This window comes from Pseudoalteromonas sp. P1-26, from assembly GCF_001401795.1.
Classification (GTDB): domain Bacteria; phylum Pseudomonadota; class Gammaproteobacteria; order Enterobacterales; family Alteromonadaceae; genus Pseudoalteromonas.
Map to the genome: position 1 here is coordinate 43,849 of NZ_LKDX01000015.1, position 14,010 is coordinate 57,858.

General features: G+C 41.7%; 13 protein-coding genes. 7 read left to right on the forward strand and 6 right to left on the reverse strand.

The genetic code is table 11. The annotated features are described in order from the left end of the window. The first annotated feature begins 13 nt into the window (after window positions 1–13). Entirely contained in the window at window positions 14–856 is an 843-nt protein-coding gene (locus tag AN394_RS09660; RefSeq protein ID WP_054563340.1) for a Dam family site-specific DNA-(adenine-N6)-methyltransferase, read from the forward strand. Here AN394_RS09660 and AN394_RS09665 read toward each other — a convergent pair. Both AN394_RS09665 and AN394_RS09670 read right to left on the reverse strand, forming a co-directional pair. Further along, entirely contained in the window at window positions 828–1,013 is a 186-nt protein-coding gene (locus AN394_RS09665) for a DUF2970 domain-containing protein (RefSeq protein ID WP_054563341.1), read from the reverse strand. The genes AN394_RS09660 and AN394_RS09665 overlap by 29 nt on opposite strands. 5 nt (window positions 1,014–1,018) lie before the next feature. After that, on the reverse strand, window positions 1,019–1,315 hold the full coding sequence (locus tag AN394_RS09670; protein ID WP_054552801.1) for a hypothetical protein: 297 nt from the start codon (window positions 1,313–1,315) through the stop codon (window positions 1,019–1,021). Between the two features lie 333 nt (window positions 1,316–1,648). On the opposite strand from AN394_RS09670, the gene rpe reads away from it, so the two are divergent. From rpe to trpS, 3 genes are read left to right on the forward strand one after another with little or no spacing between them, the layout of a single operon-like run. Further along, window positions 1,649–2,335 (forward strand): ribulose-phosphate 3-epimerase, encoded by a 687-nt coding sequence (rpe, locus tag AN394_RS09675; protein WP_054563342.1) that lies wholly within the window; start codon window positions 1,649–1,651, stop codon window positions 2,333–2,335. After that, complete coding sequence (locus AN394_RS09680) at window positions 2,332–2,997, forward strand: phosphoglycolate phosphatase (protein WP_054563343.1); 666 nt, start codon at window positions 2,332–2,334, stop codon at window positions 2,995–2,997. Before rpe ends, AN394_RS09680 begins: the two co-directional genes overlap by 4 nt. A gap of 50 nt (window positions 2,998–3,047) precedes the next feature. Then, complete coding sequence (trpS, locus tag AN394_RS09685; protein ID WP_054552798.1) at window positions 3,048–4,052, forward strand: tryptophan--tRNA ligase; 1,005 nt, start codon at window positions 3,048–3,050, stop codon at window positions 4,050–4,052. A 128-nt stretch (window positions 4,053–4,180) separates the two neighbouring features. On the opposite strand, the gene AN394_RS09690 is transcribed toward trpS, so the two are convergent. From AN394_RS09690 to uvrA, 4 genes are all read right to left on the reverse strand, one after another. After that, window positions 4,181–5,071 (reverse strand): TraB/GumN family protein, encoded by an 891-nt coding sequence (locus tag AN394_RS09690; protein WP_054563344.1) that lies wholly within the window; start codon window positions 5,069–5,071, stop codon window positions 4,181–4,183. Between the two features lie 54 nt (window positions 5,072–5,125). Next, a complete protein-coding gene (locus AN394_RS09695) occupies window positions 5,126–5,317 on the reverse strand; it encodes a hypothetical protein (protein WP_054563345.1) in 192 nt (63 codons plus the stop codon). A gap of 356 nt (window positions 5,318–5,673) precedes the next feature. Next, window positions 5,674–6,729, reverse strand: coding sequence for a hypothetical protein (locus AN394_RS09700; RefSeq protein WP_055021383.1), 1,056 nt, complete (start codon window positions 6,727–6,729; stop codon window positions 5,674–5,676). 13 nt (window positions 6,730–6,742) lie between these two features. Beyond that, window positions 6,743–9,562 (reverse strand): excinuclease ABC subunit UvrA, encoded by a 2,820-nt coding sequence (gene uvrA / locus AN394_RS09705; RefSeq protein ID WP_055021384.1) that lies wholly within the window; start codon window positions 9,560–9,562, stop codon window positions 6,743–6,745. Between the two features lie 162 nt (window positions 9,563–9,724). Here uvrA and AN394_RS09710 point away from each other — a divergent pair, with 162 nt between their 5' ends. From AN394_RS09710 to AN394_RS09720, 3 genes are all read left to right on the forward strand, one after another. Continuing rightward, window positions 9,725–11,092 carry an MFS transporter gene (locus AN394_RS09710; protein ID WP_054552792.1) on the forward strand — a complete coding sequence of 456 codons (1,368 nt, stop codon included), beginning with the start codon at window positions 9,725–9,727 and terminating at the stop codon, window positions 11,090–11,092. A gap of 20 nt (window positions 11,093–11,112) precedes the next feature. Continuing rightward, entirely contained in the window at window positions 11,113–11,802 is a 690-nt protein-coding gene (gene ssb, locus AN394_RS09715; RefSeq protein ID WP_054563349.1) for a single-stranded DNA-binding protein, read from the forward strand. 169 nt (window positions 11,803–11,971) lie between these two features. Continuing rightward, a complete protein-coding gene (locus tag AN394_RS09720) occupies window positions 11,972–13,951 on the forward strand; it encodes a methyl-accepting chemotaxis protein (RefSeq protein WP_055021385.1) in 1,980 nt (659 codons plus the stop codon). Window positions 13,952–14,010: the final 59 nt, after the last annotated feature.

Below are 14,010 nucleotides of genomic sequence, written 5' to 3' on the forward strand. Positions count from 1 at the left end.
AAGTTAAGAGCAGATGCAGCAAAAGACCAGAGCCTTCCTTAAATGGGCGGGTGGAAAATACAGCCTAGTTGAAGATATTCGTACCCGCTTGAAGCAAGCGAGTATGGATGCTGACACCTTAGTTGAACCTTTCGTTGGTGCTGGCTCTGTATTTCTCAATACTGATTTTAAGCATTATATTTTAAATGATATTAATGCGGATCTGATCAACCTGTACACTGAGCTAAAGCGCACGCCTGACGAGTTTATCAGCGATGCAAAAAAACTATTTGTAGAGCTCAATAACCATCCTGAAGCCTATTATGAGTACCGTGTTCAGTTTAATCAGAGCAGCGATGTGTATGAGCGCGCAATTTTATTCTTATACATGAATCGTCATGGTTATAACGGTCTGTGTCGCTACAATCTTAAAGGTATTTTTAACGTTCCTTTTGGTAAATATAAGCGCCCGTATTTTCCTGAAAAAGAAATGCACTTCTTTGCTGAAAAAGCTCAGCAAGCCACCTTTACGTGTTTAGGTTATGACGAGGTCTTTAAGCTCATTCCTAATAATGCGGTTGTGTATTGCGACCCACCTTATGTGCCGTTGAGTAAAACAGCATCATTTACTTCTTACGCTAAAGGCGGTTTCAATTTAGATGATCAAGCAAACTTGGCGAATTTAGCTGAGCAAGCAGCATTCGAAAATAACACGCCGGTACTTATTTCTAACCACGATACGGTGTGGACTCGTAAGATCTACAGCCAAGCATCACTGGATGAAATTCAGGTAAAACGCACGATTAGCCCGAAGGGCGGTTCACGTAATAAAGTGAATGAGCTAATGGCTATGTATTTAGCACCAAAGAAACGGTGAAATAAATCGCTGCTACAAACAGGCTGAATAAAACGAGGGCAATGACGATAATAGTACTGAGCGAGTGCTCTTTAAAGTCAGCTTGACGCTTATTTTCTGATTGCACACCAAAAAATGCCGCAAAGACACTTTGTAATGCACTAATGAATTTGTTCATGCGATTTAGAACTTAGAACCTAAACCGCTAACTTTCTTAGACTCTTCACTACTTGTTAATAACTCAAGTAAATCAAGATAATGGAACTGAGCGCTGCGGCTATCACCCGTTAACCAAGAAAACCATCCTGTTTCTTGTTCTGCTTTCATACATTGAGCAGAAGATGATGATGCGTTAAGCGTATTGCATGAGCAGCCAGACGCCGCTGCTAAAAAGTCGTCTTCATCAGCAGATGAGAAAGATACAAACGCAGCAACCGTAAGTGCGGACGCGATTAAGATCCCTATTTTAAAAGCACGCATGAGAATAACCCTTGTTTGTGTTATTTAGACAAGCATACATAACAATTGCTCAAATAACAAACTTAATTACGGCTGAATTAAATAAAAATTTAATAAAATTAGCCTTTTAAAGTAAATTTTATGTTTATATTTTGTTTCATTTAAATGCATTTATGCAAGCAGTTGAATAGAACGATTGTTCAATTTTTGATTAAATTTACATTAATTCAATAAGCTAAAAGGATTGGCCTTGAGCAATAGCGTTTTAACAGTTAGCTGTGGTGTTTTAATCAGCTGTCGATTGGGTTACATTATGCGCTCTTCTTGCAGTCGCAAATTATGATGGAATCTCTTATGTTGGAAACATTACAAAAGTATTTAATAGCCCCTTCTATTTTATCAGCTGATTTTGCCCGTTTAGGTGAAGATGTTGATCGAGTACTCGCAAGTGGGGCAGATGTTGTACATTTTGATGTAATGGATAACCATTATGTGCCAAACCTAACCTTTGGCCCAATGATTTGTAAAGCACTGCGCGATTACGGTATTACAGCCCCGATTGATGTGCATCTTATGGTGAAACCTGTCGATCGCCTAATTCCCGACTTTGCTGAAGCGGGCGCTTCTATTATTAGCTTTCACCCTGAAGCAAGTGAGCATATTGACCGTACCTTACAGCTTATAAAAGACAGCGGTTGCCAAGCTGGGCTTGTATTTAATCCTGCAACCAGCCTTAGCTACCTTGAGCATGTGCTCGATAAAGTTGATGTAGTGCTATTAATGTCAGTTAACCCTGGCTTTGGCGGCCAAAGCTTTATTCCTCATACCCTCGAAAAGCTTCGCCAAGCGCGTAAAATTATTGATGACTCGGGTCGCAATATTCGTTTAGAAGTTGATGGTGGCGTTGGTGTTGATAACATTGCTGAAATTGCAGAAGCGGGCGCTGATATGTTTGTTTCAGGCTCAGCGATTTTCAATCAACCAGATTACAAGGCTGTTATCGATGCGATGCGCAGCGAGCTTGCAAAGGTTGAGTCATGAAATACGATGCGGCATTTTTCGATTTAGATGGCACCTTAGTCGACAGTGTTTATGATTTATACATTGCGATGAATCTGACTCTAACTGACCTCGCATTTCCGGTTGTTACACAAAAGCTAGTTGAGAGCTGGGTAGGTAATGGCATAGAAACACTTGTAAAGCGTGGTTTGAGTGGCGATATGCAAATCAGTGAGCATTTAGATGAAGCCCTTACTGAGCGTGCAATTAATTTGTTCTATCAGCACTATGACCAAGTTGTAGGTGACTACAGTGCGCTTTATCAACATGTAGAAACTGGGCTTGCTGCACTTGCTGGTATTCCAAAAGTGGTGATCACCAATAAGGCACGTCGTTTTACCGAAAAGTTACTTGATAAGCTTTCACTGACTAGTCATTTTCAGTTGATTGTATGTGGTGATGATATGGCAAAGAAACCATCACCTGAGCCTTTACTATTTGCTTGTCAGCAATTAGATGTCAGCCCAGCCAAAGCGGTTATGATAGGCGACTCAAAAAGTGATATTTTGGCAGCAAAAGCTGCTAAGGTTGACGTTGTCGCACTCGGTTATGGCTATAACCAAGGTGAAAACCTCGCTGATTTCAATCCAGAGTACCTCTGCGAGAATTTCTTAGATATAATACCCGTTCTTACCCAAAGGTAAGTGCATTTTAATTTCGTCTTTTTAGTTTAGTAAAAATATAAAGGAACATCATGAGTAAACCAGTAGTGTTAAGTGGCATTCAGCCAACCGGTGGTATGACAATAGGCAACTATGTTGGCGCTATTAACCAGTGGCTTAAGCTACAGGAAGACCACGAAAGTTTCTTTATGTTAGTAGATTTACACGCCATTACTGTACGCCAAGATCCTGAGCAGCTACGCTCGCGCGTGCTGGACGGTATTGCGCTTTATGCTGCATGTGGTATCGACCCAGAAAAAGCGGCGTTATTCGTACAATCTCAAGTGCCAGAACATGCACAGCTTAGTTGGGTTTTAAACTGTTACGCTCAAATGGGTGAGCTTAACCGTATGACGCAGTTTAAAGATAAGTCTTCTAAGCATGCTAATAACGTGAATGTGGGTTTGTTCTCTTACCCTGTACTGCAAGCTGCAGACATCTTGTTATACCAAGCAGATCAAGTGCCAGTGGGTGAAGATCAAAAGCAACACCTTGAATTGACACGTGATATCGCAACACGTTTTAACAACCTATACGGTGACGTGTTCAAACTACCTGAACCATACATTCCTGAGTTCGGCGCACGTGTAATGAGCTTACAAGATCCGCTCAAGAAAATGTCTAAATCAGATGAAAATCCAAACGGTTACATCATGTTATTAGATGAGCCGAAGAAGATTGAAAAGAAACTGAAAAAAGCAGTAACTGATTCAGACGAGCAAGCTCGTATCTACTTTGATCGTGAAGAAAAACCAGGTGTATCTAACCTACTTACTTTATTATCAGTTGCAACTAAGCGCTCAATTGAAGACTTAGTGCCTGAATATGAAGATAAAATGTATGGTCACCTGAAAAAAGACACTGCAGCAGCGGTCGTTAATATGATTGAGCCAATCCAAGCGCGCTTTAAAGAAATTCGCGAAGATCAGTCACTACTTGATAGCATTATGAAGTCAGGTGCTGAAAAGGCGAGTATTCGCGCTGAAAAAACATTAAAAGCAGTCTACGATGCGGTAGGTTTTATTCCTCGCCCGTAAGCTTGCACAAATTATTGAAATAAAAATACCGCCTTAGAGCGGTATTTTTTTATTAAAAGCTCAGCACAATTAAAACAGTAAATAAGCAGATAAGTGCGGCAGCGGTTTTGTCTGTTTTTTCCATTTTCTTACTCCTCATCAGCGCTCAACTGTGCAATCACGTAGCCTTTACTTTCTAACAAGGCTAATAGGCTATCTTCACCGGCCAAATGAGCAGCGCCAACAAGTACCAACTCTTTTTGCTGATCAGTAAAGTAATCCTCAATATGATTAAGCCAATTCAAATTACGTTGCTTAATGAGTATTTGGTAGGTGAGGGGATCATGTTGTTTTAATGGCATGATAGTTAGCTCATTCATTGCGTGCATATCGCCATTGCGCCATGCATCAAGCATTGCACTGTAAAGCGCTTGGTAACTTGATACTTGCGCTAACTGTGACTGAATATAGGCATCTTCGTCTTGGCTGCCTAATTGCTTAAAAAGGTGTAATTGGAATGCCAAGGTTTCGAGGTAAGCTAATTCTTTGCTGTCTTGTTGGGCTCGCTTTGCGAAATAGCTATCAACACCTTCACCGAAAAGCTGTTGTTTTTGTAGTTCTAGCGACATCATCAGCAAGCTCACCATAAAAGGGCGAAAGCTGTCGAGTTCGCTAAGTTGCATATCGTATTGAGTAAGCTGTGCTTCTAATTGTTTTTTTACTTTTGCAGAGAGCTTACTACTTAATGTTTCACCAGTTTCGTAACTCAGTGCTTTAAGCATAGTAAGTTGTGCTGAGCTATTACTTGGCGCTGGCATATCGGCTTCAAGTACTAGGGTATCGGCTTGTTTATATGCTTGATTAAATTCAGCTGGTAGCGGTAGTTCCTTGGGCGGTAAAACATGAATTGAACCCGCAATGTATATAAATTCATCACCTTTACTTACCTGCCAAACGGCACTTTTTGCTGTACAAATACTCGTTGTTAACAAGCATGATGCAGCAATTGTTGAGAGCAGTAATTGAGTTAGTTGTTTCATTCTTTTAGCCTGTTAATTGAAAAAGCTTGCCCAATGTTCTGGGCAAGCAGGGCATTACTTGTTGAGTTTTAACTCAATTTGATGGTCAACTTTTTTGTTCATTTGCTCGATAGAAACCTCGATAGATATCTCAAAATGTTGTTCTAATTTTTGAGTATCTTGGCTATCAAATAAGGGGGTTGGCAGTGTAACAACAAGCGTGCTTACTGCGAGTATCGACACTATTTTTAAAGCTGAGTTGCTCATAACTTTATTCTCTTAATTGGTTGATTAGTTTTATCAGCGAAGCAAAGTTGGTTGGTGGCCCGTTGATGGAAACTACAATAGCGAGGAATTTACATAGAGTCGCTTATCTAGTTCTAAGCGATTTATTTATAAGGTTTTAAAATGTTAATTTTAATAGTTTCAATGGTTTAAGTTTAATTCTTATGAGGGGAAATAAGGTTTTAAATCACTTTATTTTTGTGTTTTTACCTATTGATGATAATTTGAATGTAGCAAATAGGAACTTGGAGGTTTTGCTTTGGTTTTATTGGGCTTTCGATATTTCATTTCATAAGAGAAAAACGCAGTAAGCCAAGTGAGTAGTATAGATTGCTGCGCTATTTTTCTACTGGGGTAACGCCTGGCGAGTCACAAGCAATGACTTCAAATCGATAGCCATATTCAGCATGGTGATCAGGGGTTACTTGCACTATTTCGTAATCATTCAGCTCAACGGCTTTACTGTTTTCTGCTTTTAAACAGCGTGAATAGCTATCGGCTTCAAAGCTGTAAGCAAACATCGCAATTAAACGTTTGCTGCGCTCAAAGTAACCTTTGGTATCTAAAAACTGGCGAAGGTTTTCGGCGGTTTCGCTGTCACCTTCTATATTGACGTCTTGGCTTGGGGCTGAGCTTTCTTCACTTCCAGGAAGTTGTTGCTCAAGCTTTTCACCGAGTTGTTCGACTGCTTTTTGCTGCTCTTCACCAGATTCTTTGGCAATGACTTTGCTATCTAAAAAGGTGCTAACCATATTATCGAGTACTTCTTCAGGTGGCTGATCGTCGATAAACGAAATCAGGTTAATAAATACCACTGATGCTAAAACAAAGCGCACGATGGCGGTTAACAGCGGTGAGTAGCTTTGGCTTATAAATTTAATTCGCTCAGAGCCAAATGGCTTTATTAGTAATAAAACAAAGATATAGAAAGGTAAAAAAAGTTGAAATAACAATAAAGTACCTAGGGTTATTCCCATTGCCCAAGGTGGTAAATATAACAGGGTGGCAAAGTTGTGGGTGTAATTAAAGTGACTAGCTGAGACATGAGTTACATCATTAACTATGCCGCTCGCACCGGCCAACACAAAATTAGCGATACTGGCATAGAAGATTAAAATCAGTGCTTTGCCGGCAAGCGAGTGCCAAAGTTGGTTAAACTTGGGCCAAAATTCAATAACAAGCGCAATAATGGTGATGGTGGCACTTAACCAGCCCGATTGCAGAACAATCAGGCTGCTTAATGCTAAAAGATAGAGCTTTTGTGCGGTACTTAAGTTAAACCAAATGGCTTGTAATCGTTCAACCAACCTCGTTTTATGAGGCTGCCAGCTACGTTGCTGTTGTTGAAACTGTTTATTAGCGCGCCATTTTGCAATTTTTAAATACCTACGCACGCAATATCCTTTTTTATAGTAGTGGTTTTAAGTACCTTCCTGTGTGTGAACGCTCACACTCGGCAACGTCTTCAGGTGTACCAGAAATTAAAATTTCACCACCGCCAGAGCCACCTTCTGGGCCTAAGTCGACAATCCAGTCTGCGGTTTTGATTACATCAAGGTTATGCTCAATAACAACAATGGTATTACCGTGATCGCGTAAGCGGTGAAGTACTACTAATAATTGCTGAATATCAGCAAAGTGTAAACCCGTAGTTGGTTCATCAAGAATATATAAGGTTTTACCGGTATCACGTTTTGAAAGTTCGCGAGCCAGTTTCACACGCTGCGCTTCACCACCGGAGAGGGTAGTAGCAGCTTGACCTAAGCGAATATACGACAAGCCTACATCCATTAAGGTTTGCAGTTTACGTGCAATAGCCGGAATTTTATCAAAATAGTCACGGGCATCTTCTACGGTCATTTCGAGTACTTGGTGAATGTTTTTACCTTTGTACTGTACTTCGAGGGTTTCACGGTTGTAGCGCTGACCTTTACATACATCACAAGGTACATATACATCAGGTAAAAAGTGCATTTCTACCTTGATCACGCCATCACCTTGGCAAGCCTCACAACGACCACCTTTAACGTTAAAGCTAAAGCGACCGACCTTATAGCCACGCGAACGGGCTTCTTGAGTGCCTGCAAATAGCTCACGAATACCAGTAAAAATGCCGGTGTAAGTGGCAGGGTTTGAGCGCGGAGTACGGCCAATCGGGCTTTGGTCAATATCAATCACTTTATCAAAATGATCTAGGCCCTTGATTGACTTGTACGGAGCCGCTTCAGCGGTCGTTGCGCCATTTAACTCGGTATGAGCCAGTTTAAATAAAGTGTCGTTGATAAGCGTCGATTTACCTGAGCCTGATACGCCGGTGATACAGGTCATTAAGCCAAATGGAATACGTAAATCAACGTTCTTTAAGTTGTTACCTGTGGCACCAAATAGCTCAAGCCATTTGTCGGTAGTTTGATGACGAGACTCTGGTACTTCGATTTTCTTTTCGCCAGAGAGGTACTGACCTGTGATTGAATCTTTACTGGCTAGAATATCGTCATGGGTACCTTGTGCAATAACATGGCCGCCATGAACACCGGCACCTGGGCCGATATCGATAATATGGTCTGCAGCGCGAATAGCATCTTCGTCATGCTCAACCACAATGACCGTGTTGCCTAAATCGCGTAAGTGAATAAGGGTTTTTAGTAGGCGGTCGTTATCGCGTTGGTGCAAACCAATTGAAGGCTCATCCAGTACGTACATAACACCAACAAGACCTGCACCAATCTGACTTGCTAAACGAATACGCTGCGCTTCACCACCTGACAGGGTGTCGGCACTTCGCTCAAGTGATAAATAATTAAGGCCTACATTAATTAAGAAAGATAAACGGTCACGAATTTCTTTGAGGATTTTTTCGGCAATTTGGGCGCGCTGACCAGTTAGATTCAAACCATCAAAAAATGCCATGCTTTCACCAATACTCATTGTGGTGATAGCTGGCAGGTTTGTTTGGCCAATAAATACGTGGCGAGCTTCTTCACGAAGTCGCGAGCCATGACAGCTCGGACACGCTTGGCTTGTTTGGTATTTAGCAAGCTCTTCGCGAACTGAGTTTGACTCGGTTTCACGGTAGCGGCGATTCATATTATTTAAAACGCCTTCAAACTCATGGTTACGTGTAATTAAATCACCACGGTCGTTACGGTAATTAAAGGCAATTTTAGTTTTACCTGAACCTTCAAGAATCACCTTTTGCGCATCTTTACCAAGTTCTTGGAAAGGCACTTCTAGGTCAAACTTATAATGCTCTGCGACAGCTTGCAGCATTTGGAAGTAATAAAAGCTACGTTTGTCCCAGCCTTTGATTGCACCGCCCGATAAGCTTAGTTCAGGATTTTGCACAACACGGTTTGGATCAAAATACTGGCGCACACCTAAACCATCACAGCTTTGACACGCACCCGCTGGGTTATTGAACGAGAATAAACGTGGCTCAAGTTCACTCATGGCATAGCCACACGTTGGGCAGGCAAAATTAGCAGAAAACAGCATGTCTTCGCTGAGTGAGTCGTCCATAGCCGCTACATGAGCAATACCACCTGATAGCTCAAGGGCTGTTTCAAATGACTCTGCTAAACGCTGTTGTTGGCCATCTTTTACTTTAAAGCGGTCAACCACGACCTCGATAGTATGCTTTTTATGAAGCTCAAGAGTTGGTGGATCTGATAAGTCACATACTTCGCCATCGATACGGGCGCGAATAAAACCTTGGCTTGCGAGTTGCTCAAGCAGTTTAACGTGCTCACCTTTACGGTCTTTTACCACCGGTGCTAATAGCATTAGCTTGCTACCTTCTGGTAAGGCTAAAACCGTATCGACCATTTGGCTGATAGTTTGTGCGGCAAGTGGCAAGTCGTGAGTGGGGCAGCGAGGCTCACCTACACGGGCAAATAATAAACGAAGGTAATCGTAAATCTCGGTAATAGTACCGACCGTTGAACGCGGGTTATGTGACGTTGATTTCTGTTCGATAGAGATAGCTGGCGATAAACCTTCGATGTGATCAACATCGGGTTTTTCCATTAGCGATAAGAACTGTCTTGCATACGCTGACAGTGATTCAACATAACGACGTTGCCCTTCTGCATACAAAGTATCAAACGCTAAAGACGATTTCCCTGAACCAGATAGGCCAGTGATAACTATCAGCTTATCACGGGGAATGGTTAGGCTGATGTCTTTTAAATTGTGCGTACGGGCGCCTCGGACTTCAATGTTTTCCATGCTATCTCGTTTTATTACCTAATTATTTTTTCAGTATCTCATAATACGCGATAAGATTAATCCTTGATCAAAGAAAAAATCATCACTTACAGGTGATTATTTAGTTTTCGCTTGTGGTAGAATCCACGCTCAAATTTTAATAGACAGCAAGATCAGTAATTCATGACAGCATCTTCACTCAACTCTCGAGAAAAACGCGCTGCCGTTTCGTTGGCGAGCGTCTTTGCATTCCGTATGCTTGGCCTATTTATGCTGATGCCAGTATTGGCGATTTATGGTCAGCAATTAGAAGGGTTTTCGCCGCTTTGGATTGGCTTTGCTATTGGTGCTTATGGTTTAACGCAAGCCGTGCTGCAAATTCCTATGGGTTGGTTGTCTGATAAAATTGGTCGTAAAAAAGTGATTATTGGCGGCCTTTGTGTGTTTGCACTTGGTTCTGTTATTGCGGCAACCGCTGAGTCTGTGCAAATGGTTACGCTAGGGCGTGCACTACAAGGCATGGGGGCGATTGCCAGTGCCTTATTGGCGCTTGCTTCTGATTTAAGCCGTGATGAACAACGTCCGAAAGTTATGGCCGTGATTGGTATGTGTATTGGTATGAGCTTTGCCGTTGCTATGCTACTTGGGCCAATTGTTGCTGCATCGTGGGGAGTTGCGGGGGTATTTTGGCTTACCGCAGGACTGGCTATTTTAGGTATTTTAATTGTGTTGTTTTTGGTGCCTAATGCTGTCAATAAGGCGCCAAAAGGTGACACACTTGCTACGCTTGATGATATTAAGCAACTAATTAAACATCCACAATTAGCACGCCTTGATTTTGGCGTGATGCTGCTTCATCTTACATTAACTACCGTATTTGTAGCCTTGCCAGGCCAGCTTATAAAAGATGGCTTAGTTGCAGACCATCATTGGTATTTATATATCCCTGTGCTGTTTTTAGCGTTTTTCTTGATGGCACCAATGATGATTGTGGCGATCCGTAAAGAAAAAGAAAAACAAGCCTTTATTGGCTCAATCGCGCTGCTTGTTTTAAGTATGCTCGCGATGTCGTTATGGGTTGATTCGGTGATTGGCATCGGTATTTGTATGTTGGTTTACTTTATTGCTTTTAACTTTTTAGAAGCAACCATGCCTGCACTTGTTTCGCGTATTGCCCCTGCAAACCAGAAAGGTTCTGCGATGGGAGTATTTTCATCTACGCAGTTTTTTGGTGCCTTTTTAGGTGGTTTATTAGGGGGTTACGTTGCTCAAGCATTAAGTGCGCAAGCAGTGTTTGCGGCGGCGGCACTTGTTGGGGTAATATGGCTTATCCTTGCTTGGAATATGCAAGTCCCACCAAGAAGTAAAATAATTAGCTTAATGACTGAATTAAGTTCAGAGCAGCAGGCACAAGCGCTTGCTTCTCGTCTTGTTGCTTTACCGGGCGTAATTGAAGCAACGGTTGTCTGTGATGAAAATCGCAGCTATTTAAAGATTAATGATAAAGAATTTGACCTAGACCAAGCACGCAAAGTGGCTGGTTTAATCTAACGTTTTATAGGAGAAGTTCCATGGCACGCGGTGTGAACAAAGTTATCTTGGTTGGTAATTTAGGCCAAGATCCAGAAGTACGTTATATGCCTAATGGCAATGGCGTAGCGAATATCAGCATTGCTACGACAGATAGCTGGAAAGATAAAAACACAGGGCAAATGCAAGAGCGTACTGAATGGCACCGTGTCGTGTTATTTGGCAAACTAGCAGAAGTTGCTGGTGAGTACCTTCGTAAAGGTTCACAAGTGTACATTGAAGGTCGTTTACAAACGCGTAAATGGACTGACCAATCAGGCCAAGAAAAATACACTACAGAAATCGTGGTAGACATGGGCGGTCAAATGCAAATGTTAGGCGGTCGTGGTGAACAGCAAGGTGGAGGCTATCAAGGTGGTCAATCACAAGGCGGTTACCAAGGTGGTCAACAACAAGGTGGCGGTTACGGCGGTGGTGCACAGCAATCACAAAGCAATAATAGCTATGCTCCACAGCAACAGTCTGCGCCAGCACAGCAGCAACAGCGTCCACAACAGCAATCTGCACCACAACAACAAAGTAATAACCAATATGGTGGCGGTTATGGTCAGCAGCAAAGCAGCGCACCTCAACAAGGCGGTTTTGCTCCTAAGCCACAAAATGCACCACAAGGCGGCGCATCAAACCCAATGGAACCACCAATCGACTTTGATGACGATATCCCGTTCTAGACAAAGACAAAACTGTGTAATTAGTTTTTAAGAAGCCCTGCATTAGCGGGGCTTTTTTATGTGCGAAAGTTAATGCTTAATCTAAAAGCAAGTTGGTAGGCGGAATTGGCTATATTCAAAACCTGGTCTAAGTTTATAGAACCTTAATTCCACAACTTTATTATTAACTATGCAACTTTTAAGGAAGATAAGTTTTCAACAGGCGCTTGCAGCGGTTATCGCTTTTGCTTTGGTTGTGATGTTTGCAGCGTCTTATACTGTGATCAATGAGTCGCTTGTTAGAAAAAGCACAGTTGAGAAAGATGCCGTATATATACGTGAAGCTTTAATGATTGATGAGATAGCTCACGAAACGGCTGTTGAACGAGGCTTAACGGCAGGCCTAATTGGCTCTGGCTATAGTCAAAATAAAGAGCGTGTTGCACAGCAGCGTGTAGTGGTCGATAAAGCATTTGATCAATTTGCCCGTTACACTCAGCAGCATAAGGTTTCATCAACACTATTCAATGCGGTATTAGCAAAACATAAGAAAATCACTGAGCTGAGAGAAAGTGTCGACAAGAAGCAAGGTAAACAAGCGTTTGTGGTCTATTCTGATTCAAACAAGTTTATGCTCGATGTTGCCAACAGGCGAGTCTCACAGGTCAAGCAAAGTGAGGCAATCGCTTCTGGTCTTGCAATAGTCGAAATGTCTTTATTGAAGGAAAGGCTTGGGCAAGTGCGAGGTAAAGTGAATGGTGTCTTATCTTCAAAATCGATTTCTGAGAGTAATCAAGTCTTAGTCAGTAGCTATTTTCACAATATTGAAGAGACCTTGTTTTTGCTTTCTTTAACACTTACAGGTGATGCTGATAAAAAATGGCTAGCAGAATTGATCAACTCACAAACTTATCAAGATGTAAAAAGCATTGTTGAAAAGCTTAATCAAGAAAGTGGTGAGTTATCTTTAAGCTATCCAACACCAGCAGATTGGTTTGCTCAGTCCACTGAGTTAATAGGTAAGGTCCGTAAGCATATTCTAAATAAGCAGCAAGCTTTAGAGTCGCTGATTGAGCAAAGTCGTAGTAGTGCAAATACTACTGTTTATGTCACGAGTGGCTTTGCCATTATTCTTATAGGTTTGTTCTTTGCTTTTGGGTTATTCGTTATTAAGTCGCTGGCGAGAAAAGTAACTAGGGTTAGAGATGTGATTAGCACTATTGCTACCAGCCATGATTTAGCGGTGAGAATTAACGATAATTCGAGTGATGAAATTGGTGCAATCTCCAGAAGCGTTGATGAGCTCGTCGATGCGCTTACCGATTTAATTAGGCAAGTTCAGCAAGCTAATAACACCAGTGAATCCAGTGTTCGGTCATTAATCACATTTGCTAAAGAGCTATCTGAGCGTGTTGAAAATATTAATTCAACGACCGCAACATTGCATGACAACTTCACTAGGCTATATAGCCAGATAGAGCAAATAGCAGTATCTGCAGAAGAAAGCTCTAAAAACACCATAAAGGCGAATGATCTATCTGCAAGTACTAAACAAATTATTGGTAGGAATAAAGCAAGTATTAGCTCGTTGTCAGAGTTAATACAGCAAGCCCATGAACAATCAGATGCCCTAAGTGCTAAAACAAGCAGTATTCAATCTGTACTCGATACGATTTCGAGCATTGCAGAGCAAACGAATTTACTTGCATTGAATGCGGCAATAGAAGCTGCTCGGGCAGGGGAGCAAGGCCGAGGCTTTGCTGTTGTAGCCGATGAGGTTCGTGGTTTAGCCACACGTAGCCAAGACTCTACATCTGAAATATCTTCAGTACTTGATGATATAAAACAGCAGGTTCAGCAGTTGCAGGTGTATATGGAAAATACCTCTGACTCAACGCAAATGGTCAGTGATAATAGTGAACAAGCGTTATCGAATATAGATACGTTAACAGCGAATATTGCTGATGTGAGTAGCCAAACAAATACGGTATCCGATGCAATTGAATCGCAAAGTCAGCTTGCTGAAGAAGCGAGCAAAGCAAGCGAAAATATCACTTCAAACATGCATGATGTTCAAAACGAGTTAGCGTTACTTGAGAAGTTAATTACAGATTTAGAAAATGCACAGCAAAAAACATCCGATGCCCTAAATGTGTTTAAAGTTGATTAGTAACTGCGTTGATTTGGACAAACTTTAGCACTGCAAACTTTCTTACTACTCTTTAAGTA